The organism is Oscillatoria sp. FACHB-1406 (assembly GCF_014698145.1).
Taxonomy (GTDB): Bacteria; Cyanobacteriota; Cyanobacteriia; order Cyanobacteriales; family Spirulinaceae; genus FACHB-1406.
Genome location: NZ_JACJSM010000017.1, coordinates 80468 through 104248 on the forward strand (window position 1 = coordinate 80468; position 23781 = coordinate 104248).

The 23781-nt window shown below is 48.3% G+C and carries 20 protein-coding genes and 1 pseudogene; 10 read left to right on the plus strand and 11 right to left on the minus strand.

The features are described 5' to 3' along the window. Positions 1 to 7 precede the first annotated feature (7 nt). Positions 8 to 322 (minus strand): annotated as a pseudogene (locus tag H6G50_RS16500) (acetyl-CoA carboxylase carboxyl transferase subunit beta); the annotation flags it as partial. A gap of 155 nt (positions 323 to 477) precedes the next feature. Here H6G50_RS16500 and H6G50_RS16505 point away from each other — a divergent pair. After that, entirely contained in the window at positions 478 to 2697 is a 2220-nt protein-coding gene (locus tag H6G50_RS16505) for a HEAT repeat domain-containing protein (RefSeq protein ID WP_190718447.1), read from the plus strand. A 77-nt stretch (positions 2698 to 2774) separates the two neighbouring features. On the opposite strand, the gene accD is transcribed toward H6G50_RS16505, so the two are convergent. The 4 genes from accD to psb29 all read right to left on the minus strand — a co-directional run bounded on the left by accD (position 2775) and on the right by psb29 (position 9317). Continuing rightward, a complete protein-coding gene (gene accD, locus H6G50_RS16510; protein ID WP_190718567.1) occupies positions 2775 to 3698 on the minus strand; it encodes an acetyl-CoA carboxylase, carboxyltransferase subunit beta in 924 nt (307 codons plus the stop codon). 109 nt (positions 3699 to 3807) lie between these two features. Beyond that, complete coding sequence (locus H6G50_RS16515) at positions 3808 to 4704, minus strand: ABC transporter ATP-binding protein (RefSeq protein ID WP_190718450.1); 897 nt, start codon at positions 4702 to 4704, stop codon at positions 3808 to 3810. 77 nt (positions 4705 to 4781) lie between these two features. Next, positions 4782 to 8114, minus strand: coding sequence for a GAF domain-containing protein (locus H6G50_RS16520; RefSeq protein WP_190718453.1), 3333 nt, complete (start codon positions 8112 to 8114; stop codon positions 4782 to 4784). Between the two features lie 498 nt (positions 8115 to 8612). Beyond that, positions 8613 to 9317 (minus strand): photosystem II biogenesis protein Psp29, encoded by a 705-nt coding sequence (gene psb29 / locus H6G50_RS16525; protein ID WP_190718456.1) that lies wholly within the window; start codon positions 9315 to 9317, stop codon positions 8613 to 8615. A gap of 158 nt (positions 9318 to 9475) precedes the next feature. On the opposite strand from psb29, the gene H6G50_RS16530 reads away from it, so the two are divergent. After that, on the plus strand, positions 9476 to 10075 hold the full coding sequence (locus H6G50_RS16530; protein ID WP_190718459.1) for a chromophore lyase CpcT/CpeT: 600 nt from the start codon (positions 9476 to 9478) through the stop codon (positions 10073 to 10075). A gap of 16 nt (positions 10076 to 10091) precedes the next feature. Here the strand turns inward: H6G50_RS16530 and H6G50_RS16535 are convergent, their stop codons facing one another. The 5 genes from H6G50_RS16535 to hemF form a co-directional block, all read right to left on the minus strand. Further along, positions 10092 to 10784, minus strand: coding sequence for a hypothetical protein (locus H6G50_RS16535; protein ID WP_190718462.1), 693 nt, complete (start codon positions 10782 to 10784; stop codon positions 10092 to 10094). Then, a complete protein-coding gene (locus tag H6G50_RS16540; protein WP_190718465.1) occupies positions 10754 to 11212 on the minus strand; it encodes a DUF488 domain-containing protein in 459 nt (152 codons plus the stop codon). Before H6G50_RS16540 ends, H6G50_RS16535 begins: the two co-directional genes overlap by 31 nt. Beyond that, positions 11199 to 11843: a DUF488 family protein gene (locus H6G50_RS16545; protein WP_190718468.1), complete on the minus strand. Its 645-nt coding sequence runs from the start codon at positions 11841 to 11843 to the stop codon at positions 11199 to 11201. The genes H6G50_RS16540 and H6G50_RS16545 overlap by 14 nt, the downstream gene beginning before the upstream one ends. Before the next feature lie 192 nt (positions 11844 to 12035). After that, positions 12036 to 12404, minus strand: coding sequence for an anti-sigma factor antagonist (locus H6G50_RS16550; RefSeq protein ID WP_190718469.1), 369 nt, complete (start codon positions 12402 to 12404; stop codon positions 12036 to 12038). Positions 12405 to 12570: 166 nt separating this feature from the next. Then, positions 12571 to 13623 carry an oxygen-dependent coproporphyrinogen oxidase gene (gene hemF, locus H6G50_RS16555; protein WP_190718472.1) on the minus strand — a complete coding sequence of 351 codons (1053 nt, stop codon included), beginning with the start codon at positions 13621 to 13623 and terminating at the stop codon, positions 12571 to 12573. A 599-nt stretch (positions 13624 to 14222) separates the two neighbouring features. Between hemF and H6G50_RS16560 the strand changes: the two genes are divergently transcribed. The 8 genes from H6G50_RS16560 to H6G50_RS16595 all read left to right on the plus strand — a co-directional run bounded on the left by H6G50_RS16560 (position 14223) and on the right by H6G50_RS16595 (position 22966). Beyond that, a complete protein-coding gene (locus H6G50_RS16560; RefSeq protein WP_190718474.1) occupies positions 14223 to 14447 on the plus strand; it encodes a hypothetical protein in 225 nt (74 codons plus the stop codon). Next, on the plus strand, positions 14437 to 14940 hold the full coding sequence (locus tag H6G50_RS16565) for an SRPBCC family protein (protein ID WP_190718477.1): 504 nt from the start codon (positions 14437 to 14439) through the stop codon (positions 14938 to 14940). Before H6G50_RS16560 ends, H6G50_RS16565 begins: the two co-directional genes overlap by 11 nt. A 425-nt stretch (positions 14941 to 15365) precedes the next feature. Continuing rightward, entirely contained in the window at positions 15366 to 16433 is a 1068-nt protein-coding gene (locus H6G50_RS16570; protein WP_190718479.1) for an Mrp/NBP35 family ATP-binding protein, read from the plus strand. A gap of 52 nt (positions 16434 to 16485) precedes the next feature. Then, positions 16486 to 17739: a rod shape-determining protein RodA gene (gene rodA, locus H6G50_RS16575; protein ID WP_190718482.1), complete on the plus strand. Its 1254-nt coding sequence runs from the start codon at positions 16486 to 16488 to the stop codon at positions 17737 to 17739. Between the two features lie 305 nt (positions 17740 to 18044). After that, on the plus strand, positions 18045 to 19805 hold the full coding sequence (locus tag H6G50_RS16580; protein ID WP_190718485.1) for a hypothetical protein: 1761 nt from the start codon (positions 18045 to 18047) through the stop codon (positions 19803 to 19805). A 181-nt stretch (positions 19806 to 19986) separates the two neighbouring features. Then, a complete protein-coding gene (locus tag H6G50_RS16585) occupies positions 19987 to 21177 on the plus strand; it encodes a DNA double-strand break repair nuclease NurA (RefSeq protein WP_190718487.1) in 1191 nt (396 codons plus the stop codon). A gap of 84 nt (positions 21178 to 21261) precedes the next feature. Further along, positions 21262 to 22431, plus strand: a complete 1170-nt coding sequence (locus H6G50_RS16590; protein WP_190718490.1) for a DarT ssDNA thymidine ADP-ribosyltransferase family protein — start codon at positions 21262 to 21264, stop codon at positions 22429 to 22431. A 55-nt stretch (positions 22432 to 22486) separates the two neighbouring features. Beyond that, on the plus strand, positions 22487 to 22966 hold the full coding sequence (locus tag H6G50_RS16595; protein WP_199303088.1) for a cupin domain-containing protein: 480 nt from the start codon (positions 22487 to 22489) through the stop codon (positions 22964 to 22966). A gap of 6 nt (positions 22967 to 22972) precedes the next feature. Here the strand turns inward: H6G50_RS16595 and H6G50_RS16600 are convergent, their stop codons facing one another. Then, a complete protein-coding gene (locus H6G50_RS16600) occupies positions 22973 to 23641 on the minus strand; it encodes an HAS-barrel domain-containing protein (protein ID WP_190718492.1) in 669 nt (222 codons plus the stop codon). Between the last annotated feature and the right edge of the window lie 140 nt (positions 23642 to 23781).

Sequence of the window (23781 nt, forward strand, 5' to 3'; positions counted from 1 at the left end):
TATTCGACTATTCTTGATGAACTTGAATGCGATCGCCAATTTCTTCATCCTCCGACAATCGAGCCAATAAACTCACGGGTTGATGCAAGCTAATTAGCTGCGCGAGCGTTTTTTTCAACTGGGTACGCGCCACGATCGCGTCGATAAATCCATGTTGCAACAAATACTCCGAAGTTTGGAAATCGTCCGGCAACTTCTCGCGCAACGTCTGTTCGATCGCGCGCCGTCCGGCAAACGCGATCGTTGCCTTCGGTTCTGCCAAAATCATATCTCCCAACATCGCAAAACTCGCGGTTACGCCGCCCGCTGTCGGATGCGTCAGTTAGGATGTTCGGTAGGCTGGGCAATCCCCACCAGCTAAGACGTTGGCGCGCTTAGAAACAGACATTCATGTTTCAAGTAGTGCTACATTTGAGAAGGTCGCAGAGAATTAATTATTAAAAATTGCGATCGACACAAAACTCATCAGTTAGAGAGATGGAGCAAGAAGCAATTATTCTTAATTCTAACCCAGAGCATTTAACTGAACTGGCGAGCCAAAGTGAAGAACTCGCTCGTCTTGTCGCCCAAAATCCTCATGCACCTTCCGAGTTACTGGAAAAACTCAGCCAAAGCAAGGATCGATTGACGCGGGAAGCCGTAACGGGAAATCCCAATACTGCAACCGAAGTTTTGTTTGAGCTAGGAAAAGAATTTCCCGAACAATTGTTGGAGAACCCCGCTTTTCCTTTACTGAGTTTAAAGCATCCAAATTTCTTGGAAAGAATGCCCTCGCAGACGCTCTATCGGCTGCTAGATGCGACTCGTGGCAAAGAAGCGTTATTGGAATCGCTTTGCAATCATCCCTCCTTCTCAGTTCGCCATGTAGGTGGTCACTTTTTGTTTCATAACCACTTCGAGCGCGAGTGGTTGGAGCGTTTCGTTGAGAGTCCCTATCAAGATATTCGCGCCGCGATCGCGTCAAAGCGCAGCACGCCCATTTCAGTTTTAGAGAAGCTCTCGAAGGATAGCGATTCCGCCGTCCGCGCCGCGATCGCGTCAAACCGCAGCACGCCCATTTCAGTTTTAGAGAAGCTCTTGAAGGATAGCGATTCTGAAGTCCGCGCCGCGATCGCGTCAAACCGCAGCACGCCCATTTCAGTGTTCGAGAAGCTCTTGGAGGATAGCGATTCCTCCGTCCGCGTCGCGATCGCAGCAAACCACCACACGCCCATTTCAGTGTTCGAGAAGCTCTTGAAGAATAGCGATTCCTCCGTCCGCGTCAAGATCGCGATCGCAGCAAACGGCCACGGGCCCATTTCAGTGTTCGAGAAGCTCTCGGAGGATAGCGATTCTAAAGTCCGCGCCGCGATCGCAGCAAACGGCCACGGGCCCATTTCAGTGTTCGAGAAGCTCTTGGAGGATAGCGATTCTGAAGTCCGCATCGCGCTCGCAGCAAACTACCACACGCCTATTTCAGTGTTAGAGAAGCTCTTGGAGGATAGCGATTCCTCCGTCCGCGTCAAGGTTGCCGAGAATCCCCGTACGCCCATTTCAGTTTTAGAGAAGCTCTCGAACCCAGAACATTTAACCGAACTGGCAAGCCAAAGCGAACAACTCTCTCGTCTTGTCGCCAAAAATCCTCATGCACCTTCCGGGTTACTGGAAAAACTCAGCCAAAGCAAGGATCGATTGACGCGGGAAGCTGTAACGGGAAATCCCAATACTGCAACCGAAGTTTTGTTTGAGCTAGGAAAAGAATTTCCCGAACAATTGTTGGAGAACCCCGTTTTTCCTTTGTTGAGTTTAGAGCATCCAAATTTCTTAGAAATAATGCCCTCGCAGACGCGCTATCGGCTGCTAAATTCGACTCGTGGCAAAGAAGCGTTATTGGAATTGTTTTGCAATCATCCCTCTTCATCAGTTCGCCGTGTAGGTTGTGACTGTTTGAGGCGTATTTACTACGAGCACGAGTGGTTGGAGCGTTTCGTTGAGAGTCCCTATGAAGATATTCGCACCGCGATCGCAGCAAACCACCGCACGCCCATTCCAGTGTTAGAGAAGCTCTCGAAGGATAGCAATTCCTTTGTCCGCGCCGAGGTTGCCAGCAATCCCACTACGCCAGTTTCGATTTTGGCAGAATTAATCTATGACTCCAATTCGGGCATACGCGAACGTATAGTAAAAGACAAACGACTGCCTGCATCGATTCTCGAAGAATTCTGCCGTTCTACAGTACTGGCGGAAGAATCAGTCCATTTTCGCCTTAGCGTTGCCCGTCGCGTTCAATCTGCCGCTACGCTCGAATTGTTGGGAAAGGATTGCCATTCTGAAGTCCGTAAAGCCGTTGCTAAAAACCAGAACACGCCCGTGTCCGTCCTGGAATTGTTAGCGAACCATGACTTCCCTGAAGTCCGTAGAGCCGTTGCTAAAAACCCGACCACGCCTGTAGAAATCTTACATCGTTTAGCAAGCGATCGCGTCATTAACGTGCGGACGGCAGTGGCTCGAAATCCCAGTACGGCGAGGGAAACATTGGAGATATTAGCGTGCGATTCTAGACAGCAAGTTCGGACTGCCCTAGCCAAAAATCCGAGTCTCGAACTCTTAATACTAGAGATGTTAGCAGGAGACGAGATCGCAACAGTTCGCCAATCTGCCATAAAAAAGTTAAGCCAGCGCATGGGAACTTTGTTCTACGATTTATACTGTAGTTAATTCTAAAACCGCTTTGAGAGCCAAACGCTAAATGCTTGCAGGGACGTTCAATTGAACGTCCCTACGCTCGTATTCGGCTATTCTTGATGAACTTGAATGCGATCGCCAATTTCTTCATCCTCCGACAATCGAGCCAGTAAACTCACGGGTTGATGCAAGCTAATTAGCTGCGCGAGCGTTTTTTTCAACTGGGTACGCGCCACGATCGCGTCGATAAATCCATGTTGCAACAAATACTCCGAAGTTTGGAAATCGTCCGGCAACTTCTCGCGCAACGTCTGTTCGATCACGCGCCGTCCGGCAAACGCGATCGTTGCCTTCGGTTCTGCCAAAATCATATCTCCCAACATCGCAAAACTCGCGGTTACGCCGCCCGCTGTCGGATGCGTCAGCACCGGAATATAAAGGAACTTCGCTTGGCGATGGCGTTCTAACGCGCCGGAAATCTTCGCCATCTGCATCAAACTCAACATCCCTTCCTGCATCCGCGCCCCGCCAGATGCACATAAAATAATAACTGTCAAGCCCTCTTGCGTTCCGTATTCGATCGCGCGGCACAACTTCTCGCCAACCACCGATCCCATACTGCCACCCATAAAGCGAAAATCCATTACGCCCAATACCACTGGGAAACCATCCAGCAGTCCCGTTCCCGTTTGTACGGCATCGGTCAATCCGGTTTTATCTTGATATTCCCGCAAGCGATCGGCGTAGGGTTTGCGATCCTTAAACTTGAGCGGATCGATGGGGCTAACCTCTTCATTCAGCGGCTTCCAGGTTTTCGGATCGATTAACTGACGAATGCGCTCGTTGCTATCAACCGGCATATGATGGCCGCATTCGAGGCAAACCATCTGATTGGCTTGCAAGTCTTTGGTATAAGCGAGAACGCCGCACGCTTCGCACTTCGTCCACAAGCCATCGGCAATTTCCCGTTCCTGGGGCGACTCGGCACGAGGTTCCGATTTTCGACGATGAGCAAACCAATCAAACAGCGACATACGATTCATATCAATATCCGAGCTAACAAGCTTCCCTGCGATTCTTCCTTCCCCTTATTGTCCCCCCCAAGCGGACTTAACAGCAAGCCGACCGTGCCACATCGCTGCGTTAGGGCTTTCCCCGCGTCACTTCCAGGTAAATATGCTCTAAGCGCACGGGCTGGCGGGAAATCGAATCGAGAGGAATTCCTTCAAAATAGCTCAAAATCTCGCTTAATTCTAAGGGTTTTGGCAACCAAAAGGCTAAATCGCTGCTGTAATAGCGATGGGGAAAGCCGAGTTCTTCGGCCCGCGCGATCGCGCCCGCTTCGTCCGGCGTTTTCACGATCGCAATCTCCCGCGCCTTTACATATTTTTGTAATTCTGTCAAGCTTCCTTCTGCTAAAATGCGCCCTTCTTTTAAAATGCCAATCTTCTGACAGAGGCGTTCGGCTTCATCCAAAAGATGCGTTGTTAGCAAAACCGTAATTCCCTGCCCTTGCAAGCGGCGAATCAATTCCCAAACCTCGTAACGCGCCTCGATATCCAATCCCGTCGTCGGTTCGTCGAGGATGACGAAGGGCGGATTGTGAACCAACGCGATCGCAATGTTCAAGCGGCGCTGCATTCCCCCGCTTAGGGTTTCTACAATACTACCGGCGCGATCGCTCAAATTCACCGCCGCCAAACTTCCTGCTACCGCCTCTCGCAACTTCCGTCCTTTTAACCCGTAAATTTTGGCAAAAAAAGTCAGATTTTCCTGGCAGGACAAGCTTTTATAGAGAAGATTTTCTTGAGGAGCGATGCCAATCCGAGATTTGGTTTTCTCCGAAACCGGAATCCCGTCGATAGAAATCTTACCGCTGTCTGGCTCCAGTAGATGACAGAGAATATTAATCGTCGTCGTTTTTCCCGCCCCGTTTGCACCCAACAACCCATAAATTTGTCCGGGAGGAACGTACAGCGTCAGTCCTTGAAGAACTCGACGCTGACCGTAAGATTTTTGGAGATTCTCAATCGAGAGCATTGAATTGCGGCTACTAGAGGCAAAGTTCCCGGAAGATGCTAGCGCATTATACCTGAATACCTTCGGGAGCGATCGCGCTAACTTTCCCTAGTACCTTCCTCCCCATCATTTTGCATCGGGATTTCAATCTCAAAAGTCGTTCCCTCACCGGGAACAGACTTACAGCGCAAGTTACCGCGATGTTTTTCAACAATAATTTGATAACTGATTGCCAAACCTAATCCCGTCCCTTTGCCTAAAGGCTTAGTCGTAAAAAATGGGTCAAAAATTGAATTGATAACAGCAAGCGGCATCCCTTGTCCGTTATCTGAAATTTTGATAACCGCGCGCGAATCCTGCGTTGAATCTCCCAAAGCGACGGCAGTACGAATAACAATCTTTCCAGCAACGCGGCGTTCTTCGATCGCGTCAATCGCGTTACTGAGAATATTCATGAACACTTGATTGAGTTGACCGGCATAACATTCAATCTGGGGCAGATCGCCGTACTTTTTAACAATTTCGATCGGCAGTTTATTCTCTTTTGCTTTTAAGCGATGCTGCAAAATCAGTAGGGTACTATCAATTCCCTCATGAATATCGACCGGTTTGCGTTCGGCTTCATCGAGGCGAGAGAAGTTCCGGAGCGAAAGAACTAATTGACGGATGCGCTCGGCCCCCATTTTGAGCGAGGCTAAAATTTTGGGTAAATCTTCGAGCAAAAAGTCAATTTCTAGTTCTTCTTCTCGTTCGACAAGTTCGGGGGTCGAACGGGCATAAAGCGAACGATAAAATTGCAGCAAATCTAATAAGCTCTCCGCATACTCTTCGAGATAAGTCAAGTTTCCATAAATAAAATTAACGGGATTATTGATTTCGTGAGCGACTCCAGCAACTAATTGTCCGAGACTCGACATTTTCTCAGTCTGAATCAGTTGAGTTTGAGTTTTTTGTAAGTCGGAAAGCGCGCGGGCGAGTTCTTCAGTTTGCTTCTGAGTTTGAGCGAGCAGAAATCCCTGTTGGAGTGCTACGCTTAAATGAGTGGCAATTTGCTGGACAAAATCGACTTCTGAAGGATGCCAAGTGCGGATTCTTTGGCATTGATGAACGCAGAGTAGCCCCCAGAGTTGTTCGCCTTTGGAGAGGGGAACGACGAGGTGAGCGCGAATCTGAAATTTTTGTAAAAATTCTCGATGACAGTCGCTTAAATTGCTTTCTGCGAGGTTGGAAACCAGGTGCATTCTGCCGCGTTCGTAGTCGTGGCGGAAGTCTTCGCCAAAGCAGCGATCGCAAACTTTTTGCCCGACTAGCAAGTCCAATCCGACTTTAGTATCCTCAGCAATAAACTCGCCTTCGGTATAGTTCGAGTCGGGGGCAAACCGAAAAATCGCCGCGCGATCGGCGTGGAGAAGCTGACGAACTTCAGTGGTAGCGGTTTGAAAAATAGCATTGAGTTCGAGAGATTCGCGAATTTTGGTGATGACGCGAAATAAAGTTCGCTGCTGTTCGGCAATGCGTTCTAGCTCGAAAGCTCGTTTGGTGGCGAGAGTCGCGGCAATGTTACTTTCGCGGTAGAGTTCGGCTTGGTTGATGGCGACCGCAACGCGATCGGCGAGTTGTTGGAGAAGCTTAATTTCGGCATCTTGCCAGATGCGCGGTGCTTTGCATTCGTTGGCAACGAGCAATCCCCACAATTTTTCGCCGATGCGAATGGGGACAATGAGGGTAGCTTGAACCTGAATATTTTGTAAGAAGTGTCGATGGATGGGGGTTAAGTAGCGATCGCTGGAAACTTCATTACTGGCTTGAACGTGACCGTTGAGAAACTCTGCAATATCGCGATCGCTGAAGCGTTGGGGCGGACTATCGACCCCGAGAACCGAGCGCCATTTGCCTTTAACTTCCTCAACGATGGCTTCGAGTTCGTAATTCGGCGAAAATTTGTAGATCACCATGCGATCGGCATCGAGTAAGTTACCGACTTCGCGGACAACTGCTTGCAAGGTTGCATCTAAATCCAGACTGCTGCGAATGCGCTCGCTAATCTGGCGCAGGACGCGGGAAAAATTCAAAGATTGTTGGAGTTGGGCGGTTCTCTCCCGAACGACTCGCTCCAAACTACCATTGAGGTCGTTAATTTGACGGTAGAGTTGATGTTGCTGGATGGCGATCGCGAACTGTCCGGCTAAAGCCGTCCCTAACTCGACTTCCTCTTGCGTCCAGTCGAGCGCTTGCCCTCGCTTATATTCGCGCCATACCTCAAAGGATTGACGGGGAAGCGTTTGCTTTTCGTTGGGGTCGAAGTAGCCCGCCCAGAGGGTTTCCGTCTCGATTTCGTCGCGGCAAATCGTCAAACTGCCTAAGAGTTGCTGTCGGTAGTACAGCGGAAAAATCAGCAATCCGCGAATGCGCGTCGAACCGAAGGCGGGGCTTAAAACGCGCAGCAGTGGGACTTTATAGAGGTTGGAAATCGCAATCGGTACGATTTGGCGATCGACGGAGGAGCTAGGGGTAGGATGAGCTAACATTCCTTCTGCTAAAAGTTGTTGCCAACTGGGATGCTCTTCAATCGTATGTCCGAAGCTGCGATCGCTAATCTTATCGGCATTGCCACAGGTGTAGATGTCGGCATTATCGCTTCCCTTAAACGCAGCCGCTAAGTAAAGCCTTCCTCCCGAACCTTGGAGTGCAATAACGGTTTCTGAGAGGGCGTGTTGGAGTTGAATCGTTTGCAACGAATGCAGGAAAGAAGAGACGCGATTAATCGTAGCTTGCTGCTGGGTTTGATGTCGCGCCTGTCGCAGGAGTTCGGCTTGGGAAATCGCACTGCTGGTTTGATCGGCAATCCATTGCAAGATTTGCAGTTCGCTATCGTTCGGCGTTCTGACTTCGCTATGGTGAACGATTAATAAACCCCAGAGGCGTTCTGGAGCATCTGTTTCGAGCAGATTTTTACTGATTTGTAAGGGTAAAACGACCGACGAACGCACGCCCATCGTTTTTAAATATTCTAGGTGGCAGGGATCGACTTGGCGCAATCCTTCAATTTCTGCATCGAAAATGTCGGATACCGTACCCGGACTCCAGACAATCGAACCGCGATCGACATCGACAATGGAACGGACTTTCGCTTTTAAGAAATTTTTGCGGGCGATCGCGGGAATGTCATCGGCAGGGAAGCGCAAGCCTTGGAGGGAGGGCAAGCGATTGGGAGCGAGCGATTCAGCAATGACTTCTCCGCTACCGTCGCCATCGAAGCGATATATTTTGACGCGATCGATCTTGAGGTAAGATCGGACTTCGAGCGCAACGGCCGCCAAAATTTCGGGCAATTCTAATGAATGATGAATTCGCTTGGCGATATGTTGAATTAAAATAACTCGCTCGTTTTCTCCTGAAGTCTCAGTGGAGAGCGCTTGAGATTCGGTCATTGGAGCTTAGGATGGACTTTAACCTTTATTCAATCTACATCGGTCAACTATCAACTTGTTTTTGAGATACTCCCGGGCTATTGAGTTTGAGCGTCCCGTACTGTCGTTGCTCGCCCTTCAATCGGGTTAACTTCAGACACCGCTCGATAACAACTGTCGATAGATGCAATAAATGCAATTTATTGAGACCGATTTAGAAATCGGTGGGAGAAAATCAAAAGTTAAATCGTTTTGTAGTAAGGCCTAGTATAGCCTTTTTGCGGTCGCGATGCGAATGAATGGGGCGAGGGGGAATCAGGAATTAGCAATTGTGAATGCTGAAACGGTGAGGGGAATTGAGAATTGTGAATGCTGAATGCTGAAACAATGAGGGGAAGTGGGGTTGACAGATTAGACAAATTGTGATGTCAGCAAAAAGTTGTGCCGTCCTCCTCGATTCGCAACCCCAGCGCGAAAGTGCGGGAATGGCAACGAGAAGGACGGAGTTTGAGCGGGGGCTTACGGCGTGTCGGAGGGTTCGATGGGAGCGCTTTTCTCGAGCAGTTGCTGCTGGCGTTTCTTGCGATCGGCATTGAGAGAATCTTCAATCGCAGCTTGCACTTGAGCCATTTTTTCGAGATTGCTGCGATAGAGTTCGATATCTTTTTGAATTTTATCGGCAGGCAATTTTAGCGTTTCGCTCAACTCTTGAAGGACGCGATCGCGCTGTTTTTCATCTTTTGCCCAATCGGCATTCGTTCCTTCGAGCAGGGAGTACAAACCGAGGGCAAATAAGCGACTGTACTTAAAGTTGGGGTTAAAGGCGATCGCTTTTAAGCCTTCGTAGAGCGCTCCAGCTTCGGGATTAGCTCCTAACTCATTGTTCCAAGCGACAATTTGTTCGAGCGATAAAGCCTTCCCTTGCGATCGCACCATTTCTGCATCTCGTCGGTACTGCTCCGGATCGCTTTCTACCGCGCGGCATAGCGCCTCAAAAATGGAAGATAAGTCCCGTTCCGGACGATATCCTTGCATGAAGCGATCGAACGACGTAACAACGCCCAGCGCGTAAATCGGGTCGTAACGAAAATTTACATTAACTGAAAGCAGGTGCATTTCAACCAGCAATTCTTCGACAACTCGCCGGTAGATGGAGTTAATGGGGCGGGTGTGATGGGTGTAAAATTTCCGTTTGGTATCGGAGACAGTGCGAACTAAAGACACAGATCGGCTCGTTTGAAGATACAGTAGTTTACATTTTCTCGCTTAATGGCCGCATTTGCCAAGCGATCGCGAACCTCTTCTTTTATCGTAAGGCTCAAAATTCAGGTTTTTACCGAAACTCACGTTGTCCATTGTCCATTATCAATTATCAATTATCCATGTCCCTTTGCCCCGAACTCCTAACCCTCGGACGCTACTTTGCCGGAGAATTCACCAACCGCGAACAAGCGATCGCCGAACCCGCCTGGTACGTTAATTTACGCCTATGGCAGCGTCCTACCCCCTTATTTGCTGACGATAGCCTCACTTTTTTTGTCGAACAAGCCAACGCCCTCTCCCCCGATAAACCCTATCGCCAGCGGTTGGTACGACTCCGACAACTCGAGCCAACGCCTGCCAAACTCCAAGTGGAATATTATATGTTCAAAGATTTAGCGGCTGCTCGCTGCTTGGGACAAGACTCCGAGCGCCTTGCTCGTTTAACCTCAGAGGAAGTCGAGTTTTTACCGGGCTGTACCCTCGCGCTCCACATCGAAGGATCGCCGAACGCGCCCCTCTATCGTACTGCCAGCAACCCGGAGCAAAAGTGTTGTTTCACCTACGAAGATAAAACCTATCAAGTTTCCCTTGGATTTGAAGCGACTTCCGAGGAACTTCGCGTTTACGATAAAGGGATAGACCCCACAACCGGACAGGCGACTTGGGGGGCTTTGCTCGGGCCGTTCCGCTTTCAAAAACGTCAAGATTTTACAGGATAGCTATTTTAAGGCTAACTCAACCATTTGATATTTCGATAACTCCTACAATGAGTTTCCAGGAAGGCGCTTCACCTTCCCAATCCGGAGGGGCCCAAGGCATACTCAGACTAACCGTTACTAAATAGTCGCCCGTAGGATTGTATCCTGTTTCTAATTTTTCAACAAAAGTTGGATCGGTTATTTTAGCATCGGTTAAGGTTTGACCGTTCAATGTTTGTAAAGTGCCTCTCCATCCTGTTTTTCCAGATGAACTCTTTTGAACCAAGATTTCTCGAGTGCGAACAAGCTGCAATGTGTAGCGTTGCTCCTTGGGTAGAGCCTGCAAACTGGAAGGATTAACATATTTCAATTCGTTATGAAGGATGTATGGAAAATTTTCACAACGCTCGATTAAATGCTGTGGTTTGACCCAACCCGGTATATTCCACTTTCCCGGCAAAACAGAGCGATTTTCACATTCAAATCCGAAGTCATTCCCAGTCTCTGCCAGCGGAATCTCTAAAACCTGCAAAAGTTCGGGTTCCTTGCCTTGAATTAATCGCGTTTCCTCTGGAATTCTGCCGTCTTGAGGATAAACGAGATCGCAGACAGGACGAATCCATTTTCCCGTCTCGATATCCATACCAGCAATGCAACGCTCTTGTAGCTTCCAAGAATTAGCAAGACATACAATTCTTTTCAGAGATGACATATATTTACGTTGCCCCATTTTTCACTAAGATACTCAGCGACCAAGCGGCGATGACAGTAATGCGGTTTTGCTTCGCTACAGAGGAGACAAGCACAATCGAGTTGACTTGGAGAGATTTTATTTTCAACTTGACGATGAACCATTAGCTCTAAAAATTGTCGCTCGTAAGTTTCCCAGCTTCCTTTATTTTTTTTGTATTCATCAAGAATATCTTTCGTTGGAGCAAAATCTAAAATGTGGCAGTAATCAATGTCAGCAATAGAGGTTAAAAAATACTCCAGGTCAGATCGTTTGGTAAAACCAGACAACTGAGAAACATTATTCAAACGGGTGTCTATAACCTTTTTAATACCAGCAGCTTTCAGTTTTTCAAAAAAATCGCGAGCGCTCTTCTTAGTAAACCCTATCGTAAACAACTTAACTTGTTTTGATTCAATGATTGGCATTTGCTTTTTTCTCGACATAAGCAATTTCATCACCTTGAAGCCAATAAGCACGCTCTAAACATTCTTTTTGGCTACAAAGATCGGAATTTTCTGGAGTGAAAAAAGAAAGTTGAACTTGTTTGTTCGGCTCCTCAAAAAAGTCGGTAAATCCATGCTTTCTCAGCATTCTCTGCTCTAAATGTTGGTGAGATTCTAAGCGACCATCTTTGAGGATATGAGCAATCTGTAGCTCGAAAGACCGTAAGTGCTGACAAACTAAAACCGCTCGATGGCAAGTCAGCGGATCTTTTTCAGCACACATAAGAGAAATTTGGTATTTCTGGATTCCGTTTAAAATTCTTTGAATTCCGGCTTGAAACTCATCTGTTGCGGCAATTTTTTCATAGAGTGCTTTGCCGTCAACATAACATTCTCGCTGTTTGGGTCTTGCTCCGAGGGCATCTCCGAGGAATACATAAGCAATTCCTCGTTCTGCTAAAGCTGCTTTTAATTCGACTTGATTAAAGTGGGGCAGAAAGCGACTGTAGGGATACGAGCGAACATCAGCAAGGGCTGTAATTTCATGCTGCTGAAGCAAGGATATAAAAGTGCCGATATCGTGATTTGAGTGGCCGATGGTAAACAAGTCCACAGATTCTGCTCCTCAAACGCTTTTGACTTCTAAATTGCGTTAATCATCCCTGCTTGCATCACCAAACAGGATGGTTACTTGGAGTTAGAATTAGGCAAGATAACTTAACAATAAGTTATAAGAACCCAATGACAACTACCTTGCCAATCCGACAGATCTCCAAATTTTAATTTTAAATTCCGCTTAGGGGGACTAGGTTGTCATCGAGCGGGGTACGCCTTCAATCGCTTCCTCCTCGGTCTCGTAAATCTCGAATACCGAGTCCATCATCGTGACTTCAAACACCAGTTTGGCTTCGGGATGAACGTTACAGATCCGGAATGTTCCCTTGACTTTATCGGCATCGCGCATCCCAGCAACCAGAGAAGTCAAACCCGAACTGTCGATAAAACTCACCTGAGAGAGGTTGACGACTACGTGAGGGCTGAGTTTAGAAATACATTCTTGGAGTTTCAGGCGAAACTGCCAAGCCGTCGTAATATCCAAACGCCCGCTAGGTGCGAGAACGATGACCGTTTTGCCATCTTGGGTTGTGTGGTTTTTTTGTTCGATGTGGATCACTCGTGAATTTACCTCTATAACTCAAGCAGCAACTCCAGTTTCGCAAATCCGGCGATGGGCGGCTATAGCTAAAACGATAACATTCCTTTAGCGTTTTAACGGCAAGCTCAACCCGCGCCGATACCGAACCGCTAATTATTATACCTTTGACAGCGAGGAGTGGGGTTTAGCCCCGATCTTTCTCGACTGTCGCTTGCCAATCTGCCCATTCTTGGGGTTTAAGAAAGGTTTGGTAAAGTTCTGCCTCCGGCGTATCGGGTTGAGGTTGATAGCCGTATTCCCAACGCACTAAAGGAGGCAGGGACATTAAAATCGATTCAGTGCGCCCATTAGTCTGCAATCCAAAAATTGTACCGCGATCGTAGACGAGATTGAATTCGACGTAACGGCCGCGTCGATAAAGTTGAAAATTGCGTTCGCGATCGCCGTAAGCTATATCTTGGCGTTTTTGCGCGATCGGCACGTAAGCAGGAATAAAGGTTCGCCCGCAGTCGTTAATAAATGCAAATAGTTCTTCCCAACTGCGCTCTGCTGGCTCTCCGATTTGTCGGCTATAGCGCGCCGCTTCGCTATCGGTTTCCGGTCCGCGATACAGTTGACCTTCGCCATCTTGATAATCAAAAAATAAGCCGCCAATTCCGCGCGTTTCTTGACGATGTTTCAGGTAAAAATACTCATCGCACCAGCGCTTAAAAGTTGGGTAATAATGGGGGTGATGGCGATCGCAAGTTGCTTTAAATGTTTGATGAAAGTGGGCCGCATCTTCGGCAAAGGGATAGTACGGCGTTAAATCCGCGCCGCCTCCAAACCACCAAACCGGGCCAGCCTCGAAGTAGCGATAATTGAGGTGAACCGTAGGAATGTATGGATTGTGCGGATGCAGCACCATCGAAGTTCCGGTGGCATAAAATCCGTGACCTTCAGCTTCCGGACGCTGCTTGAGAATTGAAGGAGGGAGTTGCTGTCCCCAAACTTCAGAAAAATTCACGCCGCCCTGCTCGAAAACCCTTCCCTCGCGAATAACGCGGGAACGACCGCCGCCACCTTCCGGGCGCTGCCAAGAATCTTCTTGGAACCGAGCTACTCCGTCTAAGTCTTCTAGGGCTTGGCAAATTTCGTCTTGCAGTTGTTGCATGAACTGACTGACGCGCTCTCTGGAATTGGCAACGGGTTGGGCTGCATTGGTAGGCAATGTTAAATTTTTTGCAGAAACAATCATTTCAGTTTGTGAATTTATATGTAGATATTTTTAGTGTGGGCTTCAGTGCTTCGACTCAGTTTCTCATAGATTCGGTCGGTCTGTTTAGTCTCTTCAGAAAGTCGAGTTGGCACTCGCGCCCGAGCCACCTCGATTTTGACAATTGTTGCGAAATTTGAAGCTAAAAAGTTAGGCGAGCAACTGCCAAGCAAAAAAAATGAGCGTTTCAACTTCCGTTGGCTGCCAAGGTAATTATTTAATTTTTTATTTTCAATTGTTAATTCTCCTTTCGCGTGCGAGCTTCCAACGCACTTTAGCCCCAGTAATCTCTGAGGCTGGACGGGTCACTTTCACCAACTTTCTAGCTGACGAGTTAGAGTGCAAAGGTGGGAAGTTAATGTGAGATCGAGCGCTTATTAGAAAGGTTGCGGTACTAACGAGCAGACCGGGCTTGCGTAAACTAGAAAGAAGCGTGCCTGCTGGCTCTTCCCCTATTTCCGTTGTGCCTATCCCTTCGCGGATAAGAGCGCGCTTGCGAAAAGGCGGGCTGAGCGGGGCGCGTTTACCTCCGAGGGACTTTCACCCATTTTTAGCGTCTGATTAAGGAACCCTAATCAACAATGAGCGATCGCGATTTCTCAGCCTCGAACAATTGTTTTAATGCTAACCCCCAGCAAATCGCGATCGCAGACCGAATATTCGGCGGCAAACTCGCCTCTATCCGAGTTGCCCTTGCATCGGTCGGTTGTCGGGACGCGCGCCGTACCGTCCGCAACTTGCAAACTGTTAATTTCCGACTTCGGCTCGGTTTTCGTTTTCTGGAGCGAATGTGCAATGATTTTTAATTTTTCCTTCAAATTAGTCCACGATCGAGGAAGACTGTTCTCGCATTTTGCCCTCTACAAGCGGTACCGCGCCGTCAGCAATGCCCGAATTGACGTACTTTGGCAAAAGTTAATTAATTTAGCCGATGTTTCTTGGCATCCGCTTATTTCCAGCACCAATGCTCCAGAAGGGCTAACGGCTAAACCCGGCCTCATCTATCAAGTTGTGACGCGCCTCACTCCCTTTCCCATCCAAATTTTCGTCGAGAGCGTCAAACCCCAAGAGCTACTAAGTGTGAGGTTTTTAGCCCTACCGGGGGTTGAAAATCGCGTGACTTATCAAATAGAGTCTACCCTGTGCGGAACTTATGTTTCCTATTCAATTACGTTGCGGGGCTGGCTTTCTCCCTTAGTCTGGCTTTGCATTCGCCCCTATGTCGCTCGCGTTGCCTCAGAACTGGCTCGTGCTGCCGATCGCATTATCGATAACGGACAATGGACAATGGATAATTGAGAATTGATAATGGACAATGGATAATTGATAACGTTTGAGCGAAGGCTTTTTGAGAATTGATAATGGACAATGGATAACGTTTGAGTGAAGGCATTGAAATGCTCGGCTCTGTTAATCCCCAGCGCGCCTCGTGAAGCGATCGCGCTGGGGATTATTTTGCGACGGCTTTTTGAGAATCGATCGGGGACAAGGGACAATGGATAACGTTTGAGCGACGGCATTGAAATGCTCGGCTCTGTTATCCTCAAGCGATCGCGATCGCGTTGGGGGTTGAAGGATTGGGTGCGCGAAGCTAAGGCTTTATTGTAGACTAAGCGAACGCCTCCCCTTGTCCGTCGTCAGCGGTTTTCCGAGGGCGGAGAAGGGAGAGAAGCAATAGAGACAGGCTTTTATTTTTCGATGAATAACGAAATGCTATTTTAACTATGCTCGATACCCAAACCGTTTTAGAAGCGCTGCGCCCCGTTCAAGATCCCGAACTCCAAAAAAGTTTGGTAGATCTCAATATGATTCGCAATATCAAGATTGAAGGGGGACAAGTGAGCTTTACCCTCGTCTTGACCACTCCAGCTTGTCCCTTGCGTCAGTTTATCGTTGAAGACTGCGAGCGCGCGATCGCGCCCTTACCGGGAGTCGAAAGCGTTAAAGTAGACGTAACCGCCGAAACGCCCCAGCAAAAAGCGCTCCCCGACCGCAACAGCGTTCCCGGCGTTAAAAATATCGTTGCCATCTCCTCCGGTAAAGGTGGAGTTGGCAAAAGTACCATCGCTGTTAACGTTGCCGTCGCCCTAGCGCAGACGGGTGCAAAAGTCGGCCTGCTCGATGCCGATATTTACGGCCCTAACGTCCCCACCATGCTCGGTTTGACCGAAGCTAAAATCGTCGTCCAAAAAGACGAAAAAGGGCAAGATATTTTAGAACCCAGTTTTAACCACGGCGTAAAAATGGTTTCGATGGGATTCCTCATCGACCCCGACCAACCCGTAATTTGGCGCGGGCCAATGCTCAACGGTATTATCCGTCAGTTTCTCTATCAAGTCGATTGGGGCGAGTTGGATTACTTACTTGTCGATATGCCCCCCGGAACCGGAGACGCACAATTGACAATGGCTCAAGCCGTTCCCATGTCGGGGGCTGTCATCGTAACAACCCCGCAAACGGTTTCCTTAATCGACGCGCGTCGCGGCTTAAAAATGTTCCAGCAACTCGGCGTAAAAGTTCTGGGCATTGTCGAGAATATGAGTTATTTTATCCCGCCAGACCTCCCGGATCGCACCTACGATTTATTTGGCTCCGGAGGGGGCGAAAAGACATCGAAAGAATTGAATATCCCGCTTTTGGGCTGCGTACCGCTGGAAATGTCAGTGCGCGTGGGCGGCGATAACGGCCTTCCCATCGTTCTCGCCCAGCCCGAATCGGCTTCAGCGCGATCTCTGACTGCCATCTCCCAACAAATTGCTGCTAAAGTCTCAATTGTGGCATTGCTGGGCTAGATAACCCTACATTTTGTAATAGCGCGAATCTTTTAAACTTTGCCTTGAACTGATGTTCCGAAAACCTCCTATCTACGACCGTTTCTCTCTACTCTTTGCTTCCTGGCACAAGCTCGATTCCATCCTCCTCTTGTTAGCCATTGTCTTAACGATTTGGGGAGGATTGACGATTCGCAGCACTCAATTGCACACTGAATTAACCAACTGGTGGCAGCATTTTGCGATTGGTGGCGTGGGACTGGCTTTGGTTTTGTGGCTATCTCGACTTCCTTACACTAATTTAATCGGTTGGCATTGGATTATTTTCGGCATCGTCAATCTTTCCCTCATTGCCGTTCGCTTATTTGGGGTAGAAATTAATGGCGCTCGCAGTTGGTTTAATCTCGGCGGATTTAGCCTTCAACCCTCGGAATTTGCAAAATTAGGCTTGATTATTACCTTGGCGGCGGTTTTGCACGCGCGTCCGGCTTCGAGCTTGGCAATGGTGTTTCGCATCCTTGGGATTACGCTTATTCCGTTGGTGTTGATCATGTTGCAGCCCGATTTAGGAACTTCGCTAGTGTTCTGTGCGATTACGTTGGGGATGTTGTATTGGGCGAATGCTAACCCGGGCTGGTTGATTTTATTAGGCTCGCCCTTGGTATCGGCGATTCTCTATAATGTCTTTTTCCCAGCTTGGATCGTATGGGTGTTAGCGATGGGCGCGATCGCGTGGTGGAGTCTTCCTTGGCCGTTTATCGGCACCATCGGCGCAGTCGCTGGTAATATCCTTTCTGGTGGCTTGGGCGGCTTTCTCTGGAGCCATTTAAAACCCTATCAACAAGACCGTTTAACCCTATTTTTTCAGCCCGAAAAAGATCCTTTGGGCGGCGGCTATCACTTGATTCAATCGCGGATTGCGATCGGTTCGGGGGAACTCTGGGGACGCGGATTGTTTAAAGGCACGCAAACGCAGTTAAATTTTATTCCCGAGCAACACAACGACTTTATCTTCTCCGCAGTCGGTGAAGAATTGGGTTTAATTGGCAGTTTTGCATTATTGATTGTCTTTTGGGTAATGTGTTTTCGCTTGGTGAGAATCGCCCTCAAAGCCAATGAAAACTTCGGTTCGCTTTTAGCTGTTGGCGTTTTGTCAATGATTATTTTCCAGGTGGCGGTTAATATTAGCATGACGATTGGACTCGCCCCGATTACGGGGATTCCGCTACCCTGGATGAGTTATGGGGGATCGTCCCTACTGACGAATTTCCTCGCGATCGCGCTGGTTGAATCAGTGTATAACAATCGACGCAAACAAACCTTCTGAAATAATTGATAATGGATGAATGCCACTGACTTAAGAAAGAACAAATTGCCTGTAGAGACGTTGTATACAACGTCTCTACAGATAATTTTGTAGGGTGGAGCAGCGCCACCAGCCTTAAATCAGTGCCATTCGACAATGGATAATGAACAATTATTCAGTACGTTATCAATTGTCAATTGTCAATTGTCAATTACTCAGCAAGCTCTAAAATAGAAGAAGTCAGCGTGTTAATTCGCCGTTGCGACCGAGCGCAGGGGTCTCAAAAGCGGGTTGCTGAAGCCTTACAACCCTAACCCAAAGCCGACATGGATATCGACGCTCCTTATAAAAGTCGCTTGTTTAACTTTCTTAACCGGCAAATATTGCACGGACTCGATCGCCTCGGACAAGCCGCTCGCCGAGCGAAGGTTGCAGCGATTTGGAGCGCCCAGATTCTTGCTTATCCCCTCTATTTAACCGTACAAACAGGCCGCTTGCTGGCCCAAAAAACAGGAGAAAAAGCCCGCGAAACCTTAAACAAACTTTCGCCCTTTCGGGAAGCAACAACCCTCGAGCGAGAAATGGTTCAACTCCCCGCTTCTTTGCCGCTCAACGCTCCCGAAGCACCCGCCGCCGACAGTCCGATTCTGCGCATTTTAGAAGTTTTAGAACCTTGGGTACAGGCAAAAATACTGTTGTCGGGACTCGAAATTGCTCCGGGAAAGCTTGCTTCTTCTGAAACTGCAAGCGAATCTTTAATGATTTCCGAAGAAGGGGAAATGTCAGCACAGACAGAACAAGCCCCGGAAATTATCGGAATTGCTAGCAACTTAGAATCGCGCCATCTGGTTTTTGTCAGTGCGAACAACCAAGTTCTGGATATCTTGACGCAAGAACAGCAAGAACAACTGCAACGGCGGATTATTTTGGAGGTGGCGAATTTCCATCGAGAGCGGAAAGCCTTGCAAGAAGGGAAGTTTGCCCTGCTCGTTCCGAGCGATGCAGCCGATGACGATCGCGTTTTTCTGCCCTTGCGTTGGTTTTGGCGGGCGATGGGATGGATGCAGCGGAGTCCGGTGGCGATCGCAATTAATTTATTTGAAGAATCTGCCTTAGTTGCCCCCGCCGTTCCCGTCGCCGCGCCCGTTCCAGCAGAACTGCCTTCGCTCGCTCGGGCGCGCCAACCCTTTGCGCCAACTCAGGAGGTGCGAATCCCGCCCACCGCCATTGCTATCCTAGAACCCATCGATCGCACCGTTGCCGATTTAGAAGTGAAATTGGGGGAAAATGAAATCGTGCGCGCGATCGCTGATACACCCGTTCCCGTTGGCTGGCTCGAAGATCTCAACATTCCCCTACCCGTCCCTCCTCCGGCGACTGCCCCCCAACGCGCCACAGATGAGGAAATTTGGACGATTCAAACCTTAATTCGTGCCGCGATCGATTATTTCTTCGGCCATGTTAGCGACGATTCTCCCTTATCTGAAGCGACGGACGATCTCCCTTTACCCCAAAGAAAACAGCAACCTCGCCGCGCCAATCTTTCTGGAGGCGCGTCCCCTCCTCCCTTCCTAAAGGCTTCTGCCAATCCTCCTCTTCCCGCCCGCGCCGATATCGAGGCCGATCTTTGGCTGTCTTGGGACGATTTGTATGGTGAGGAAGCCGACGAAGAATTTACTGAAGATCCGATTAATTTTTCCGTTTCTGCGCGCTTAGCTGCCGCCCCCCCAACCCCCCGCTTAAAAGAAGCTGCCCCCGAACCCGTCTCATCGCCATCACCCCTCCCGCAACCAAAAACTCGTTCTCGCCTGCGTCCGATTCCGCAGCCTAACGAAAAGAGTCTCGCTCGCATCGCCTCAGAAGTCACTCGCCTCCAACGCCGTCGTCCCTATCCTCAACCTTCTCCCCTCGTTGAAAGCAACCCGGAAGCCGAAGAAGTCGCTGAATGGTTGGAAGTTGAAGCGACAACGACGGGTTATGTCAAACATCCCCTAGAGCAAATCTTGGAATGGTTAGATCGATTTATGCTTTGGTTTGAAGAGTTTTTACTCTCAATTTGGCGCTGGATTTATCGCCGCCTTCGCTAACGGAACTTTGTTTTTAATTCGTAATTCGTAGTTCGTAATTCGTAATTCGTAGTTCGTAATTCGTAGTTCGTAATTCGTAATTCGTAATTCACCACTCACAACTTATAATTCATAACTCATAACTCATAACTCATAACTCATAATTCATAACTCATAATTCATAACTCATCATTCATAATTCATGCTCGACCTGACGAAACTCGCCGGACAAATGCCTGGAATCAGTCAACACCTCAAACAAGAGGTAAAAGCGGGGCAAAAGCGCTTAGAGACCGCAAAAGAACTGTTAGAGCGAGCCAAACAGCGGCAGGTACACCTCGTTGAAGCGCAACAAAAATGGCGCGATCGCGCTCTCTTCGCCGCTGCCACTCCCCTCGAACCCCTCGATACTCGTATCAACCTTTTTGCGCCGCCCGAACGCCATACCGTCTTCGCTACCGACGGTTCCCAAATCGCCCCCTCTCACCACGAAGTTGCCTACTGCTACTTAATTAACGTCGGGCGGGTGATGCTGCATTACGGACAAAGTTTGCTGCCCTTACTCGATAGCTTGCCAGAAGTTTTTTACAAAGCAGAAGATTTGTATGTTTCCAAACAGTGGGGGATTCGTACCGAGGAATGGATGGGGCATCGGCGTATGGTTTCCGAAGCGCAAATGCTGGCAGAAATGGCTTGTCGGTGGGTGAAACCTCCCGGCGCGCATCCGGGACCTAATTTGGCGATGGTGGACGGTTCGCTGATTTATTGGTTTTTGGAAGGGCTACCGGGGGAAGCGCGCGATCGCCTCTTACCTCCAATTATTGAAGCTTGGGCGCAACTCCAAGAAGCGCGCATTCCTTGGATGGGCTATCTCAGTGCCGCCCGCAGCGGCGAAGCGACGAACTTTTTGCGCTATGAAGCTTGTCCCCATCCAACTCCCGATTGTACGACGCGCTGCAACAACTTAGAGCGCTTCCCCTGTCAAATCGTCGATCCCCTGCGCGATACTAGCTTATGGGAACACCTGCTTCAACCCGGACAGCGCGGTCCGTTGTGGGCGAGTTCGGCGAGAATTTTGGAGTTATATCCCGAAGAACAGCGCGTTTATTTTTGTTACGTTCATGTCGGAACGGAAATTGCTCGGGTTGAAGTCCCGCAATGGGTGATAGAAGATGAGGCGCTGTTGAATCAATCGTTGAGTATAATGCTCGCTCAAGTGCATAAAGGTTATGGCTACCCCGTTGCGCTGGCAGAATCGCACAATCAAGCAGTAGTACGAGGGGGCGATCGCGCGCGCTTTTTCTCTCTACTCGAACAGCAAATGATCCGCGCCGGATTGCGAAATGTCGGAACTTCTCATAAAGAAGCGCGCAAACGCGGCAGTATTGCTTGAGGGAGTGCGAATCTCGAAAATATTCGATTCAGTTAAGCTTAAAGAAATTCACATTTTTGCGATCGGCGGGCATTACAATTAACAATGAAAAAGCCCAATATTATCAGCCTCTACTACATTACCCATATCGAAAATTTACCCTCAATTCTCGATCGCGGTATCCTCTCCCATGAAAGCGTTGAAAACCAAGGAATTGCCTATACTTCTATCTACGATCGAGAGATCGTTAGCAGGCGCAGGGAGAAATCAACGCCCGAACGCAATAGTTTGTGGGAATACGCTAACTTATACTTCCAACCTCGCAATCCGATGATGTATCGAATGATTTGCGAGACAGATCGGAGGAATATTGCAGTGGTTGGCATTAAACCAGCAATATTAAAAGCTAAGGGCGTAACCCTTACTGATGGAAACGCTGCGAATGATGCTACTCAATTTTATCCAGCACAGCAGGGCTTAGAAGTATTACACAAACAACGCAAAATCCTTGAAGGAGAATGGTGGACGGAGGTTGATGGCTCAAAGCGAAAAATAATGGCTGAATGTTTGGTTCCAGAGCGAATAGATTCCGATTTAATCCATTCAATTTTTGTAACCGACCATAAAGCTAAAGAACGAGTACAAAGTAAGATTGGTTTTAGGAACGTACCTATTGTTCCCGAACCTCATATGTTCTTCCAACCTAGGTCGGCAACTCGCATTGGCAGAAATATATCTCTTATTGATGGGGATATGTTCTTTTCTAATATGCAGACGCTCACCATTAGCGTAAATCTTCAAGGGGTAATGGGAAAAGGATTAGCATCACGAGCTAAATATCAATTTCCGGATGTTTATGTCGTGTACCAAGATGCTTGTAAAAATAGGCAAATTGATGTCGATACACCTTATCTGTATCAACGCGAAGCTTCTTTAGACAGAGAATTAGCAGACTTAACTATTCCATTAGAAGTTCAGAACTCCGTAAAATGGTTTCTCTTTTTTGTAACCAAAAGAAACTGGCGTGAAAATTCTCGGTTAGAAGATATTGAAAGTGGTTTAGCTTGGCTTCAAAAAAAATCTGTTGAGGTCGGCATTCAATCTTTAGCCATGCCTGCATTAGGCTGTGGTTTGGGAAATTTGAGTTGGCGGGAAGTTGGGCCAGTAATGTGTCGCTATCTGCATAATATAGGCATTCCTGTCGCTATTTATCTCCCTCGCGAACATGAGATCGATCCAATGTATTTAACCCAAGAATTTTTACTCGAGTTGTAAACTTAGGGAGCTAAAGTCATTAAACTCGATCGCATTAACTCTCATCCTTCACCTTATGTCCGAACCCACTCACCCCATTGCCATTGTCGCTGCCGATGCACCTCTGCGTACCAAACCTTCCAACTATCCCGAACCTTTCGCATCGCAAATGAAAGGGCGAAAAAAGCGTCAACTCGGCGATATTTTTGGGCTGACAAACTTTGGGGTAAACCTGACGCGCCTCGTGCCGGGTGCGATGTCGGCACTTCGCCACGCCCACACCAAACAAGATGAGTTTATTTACATCTTAGAAGGCGAACCGACGCTGCGAACGGATGAGGGTAGCGTGCAACTTTCTCCGGGGATGTGTGCGGGGTTTAAAGCGGGGACGGGAAACGGACATCACCTCGTTAACGAAACTTCCGAAGATGTCGTTTACCTCGAAATTGGCGATAGAACGCCGGGAGATGAAGGCAGTTATCCCGATGATGATTTAAAAGCATTATTGGTGGAGGGACAATGGCAGTTTGTCCGTAAAGATGGAACGCCTTATTAACATTTTTTACCAATGAATTTGGCTGAGAATGTAACGCAAACAGTCATAATCATCCTTAAGGAGGATGCTTAAAGTACGTCCGGTTTTAACAAGCCAAGCGCGATCGGCATTTCTCAGTCGATAAATTTCTCGGACTGCCGCAGCAATTAAGGCTTCGACGGGTACGCTTTTGACTTGCAGCAGGATGCGGAGAAAGTCGAGTTCTTCACTAAAAGCAATCACTTCGGAGGGTTCGCAACGATAAACAGCTTGGTGAATTTGTGGCGGTCTCGGGGGTAAGTATTGATAAAGTTTACCGCGTCCGGTTCCATCCCCGTTTTTCGATGCGGGCGGCGTTTCAAACCCAACAATTGCCGCTCGAAATTCGGTTTTTAGCATCGCAAAAATTTGCGGTTGTTGTTCGCGCAATTCCTCGAGGGATAATCCTAAAGCGCGGGCGCGATGAACGGAATCGATAGGCGTTGTAGTAACGTGGGTAACGACGGCGTAGACTTTATTCCCCGATTCTTCATCCATCGATTTTACCCAACTGCCAAAGGGCGGCATAGCGGGAAAGCTTAAGTCTTCTGGATCTAAACATTGTGCGACAAATTCGGTTGTCGAAGTTTCAATGGCTTCGGCAATATGTTCGGGGGGACGATTTTCTGTGGAAAATTGGGGGAGGGGAAGGCGCATGGGTTAATTGATAATGGATAATGGATAATTGATAACGGGACTTTAACAAAAATCTAGATATTTCGTAGGGTGGGCAGCGCCCACCAGCCTTAAGTCAGTGCCATTCGATAATGGACGAACGGTACTGATTTAAAAAGTAT

Bases quoted from the DNA above. Each gene is read 5' to 3' on its own strand.
- H6G50_RS16505 (WP_190718447.1), top strand. From the start codon at position 478: ATGGAGCAAGAAGCAATTATTCTTAATTCTAACCCAGAGCATTTAACT.
- accD (WP_190718567.1), bottom strand. From the start codon at position 3,698: ATGTCGCTGTTTGATTGGTTTGCTCATCGTCGAAAATCGGAACCTCGT.
- H6G50_RS16515 (WP_190718450.1), bottom strand. From the start codon at position 4,704: ATGCTCTCGATTGAGAATCTCCAAAAATCTTACGGTCAGCGTCGAGTT.
- H6G50_RS16520 (WP_190718453.1), bottom strand. From the start codon at position 8,114: ATGACCGAATCTCAAGCGCTCTCCACTGAGACTTCAGGAGAAAACGAG.
- H6G50_RS16530 (WP_190718459.1), top strand. From the start codon at position 9,476: ATGTCCCTTTGCCCCGAACTCCTAACCCTCGGACGCTACTTTGCCGGA.
- H6G50_RS16535 (WP_190718462.1), bottom strand. From the start codon at position 10,784: ATGGGGCAACGTAAATATATGTCATCTCTGAAAAGAATTGTATGTCTT.
- H6G50_RS16540 (WP_190718465.1), bottom strand. From the start codon at position 11,212: ATGCCAATCATTGAATCAAAACAAGTTAAGTTGTTTACGATAGGGTTT.
- hemF (WP_190718472.1), bottom strand. From the start codon at position 13,623: ATGATTGTTTCTGCAAAAAATTTAACATTGCCTACCAATGCAGCCCAA.
- H6G50_RS16560 (WP_190718474.1), top strand. From the start codon at position 14,223: ATGAGCGATCGCGATTTCTCAGCCTCGAACAATTGTTTTAATGCTAAC.
- H6G50_RS16565 (WP_190718477.1), top strand. From the start codon at position 14,437: ATGATTTTTAATTTTTCCTTCAAATTAGTCCACGATCGAGGAAGACTG.
- H6G50_RS16570 (WP_190718479.1), top strand. From the start codon at position 15,366: ATGCTCGATACCCAAACCGTTTTAGAAGCGCTGCGCCCCGTTCAAGAT.
- rodA (WP_190718482.1), top strand. From the start codon at position 16,486: ATGTTCCGAAAACCTCCTATCTACGACCGTTTCTCTCTACTCTTTGCT.
- H6G50_RS16580 (WP_190718485.1), top strand. From the start codon at position 18,045: ATGGATATCGACGCTCCTTATAAAAGTCGCTTGTTTAACTTTCTTAAC.
- H6G50_RS16585 (WP_190718487.1), top strand. From the start codon at position 19,987: ATGCTCGACCTGACGAAACTCGCCGGACAAATGCCTGGAATCAGTCAA.
- H6G50_RS16590 (WP_190718490.1), top strand. From the start codon at position 21,262: ATGAAAAAGCCCAATATTATCAGCCTCTACTACATTACCCATATCGAA.
- H6G50_RS16595 (WP_199303088.1), top strand. From the start codon at position 22,487: ATGTCCGAACCCACTCACCCCATTGCCATTGTCGCTGCCGATGCACCT.
- H6G50_RS16600 (WP_190718492.1), bottom strand. From the start codon at position 23,641: ATGCGCCTTCCCCTCCCCCAATTTTCCACAGAAAATCGTCCCCCCGAA.